Here is a 479-nt window from a genome sequence, read left to right as displayed (position 1 = left end):
CTCGCTGGCAGCGTCGGCCTACCGCGAAAACCGTGCCACCACAGCGGGATTGATCCGGACGCGATCGGTCGACGAAGGGTTGCGGTGGTGCGCCGACCATCCCGATGCTCTGGCCGACGGTGGCTACCGGCTGTCCAAGGAGGCGACGATTCTCTACGTGATGTGGCGGGCCACCGAACTCGGTGCCCGCGGCATCCGGATCAACTGCACGGGGCCGGGCGTCACAGATACCCCCATCCTCGACCAGCTGCGCTCGGCCTACGGTCAGCAGTACCTCGATTCGTTCACCACCCCGCTCGGCCGCAACTCCGAGGCCGCCGAACAGGCGTCGCTGCTGGCGTTCCTGGGCAGCCCGGCCGCCAGTTACGTGACCGGGCAGGTGATCTGGGCCGATGGCGGCATTCTGGCCCAGCGGGAGGCGGCTCTGGTCGATGCTGTAGACGGAACGGTCGGCGACACCGCCGACGACTCGGTGCAGA

At 68.3% G+C, this 479-nt stretch carries 1 protein-coding gene; it reads left to right on the top strand.

The features are described from left to right. Positions 1–479: SDR family oxidoreductase (locus tag RM572_RS28925; RefSeq protein ID WP_311676325.1), on the top strand; the 479-nt coding region annotated here is incomplete at both ends.

The sequence above is a fragment of the Streptomyces hazeniae genome, assembly GCF_031845485.1.
GTDB lineage: Bacteria > Actinomycetota > Actinomycetes > Streptomycetales > Streptomycetaceae > Streptomyces > Streptomyces hazeniae.
Note: the sequence above shows the minus strand (reverse complement) of the source record. Positions and strands in the feature narration are given on the sequence as shown.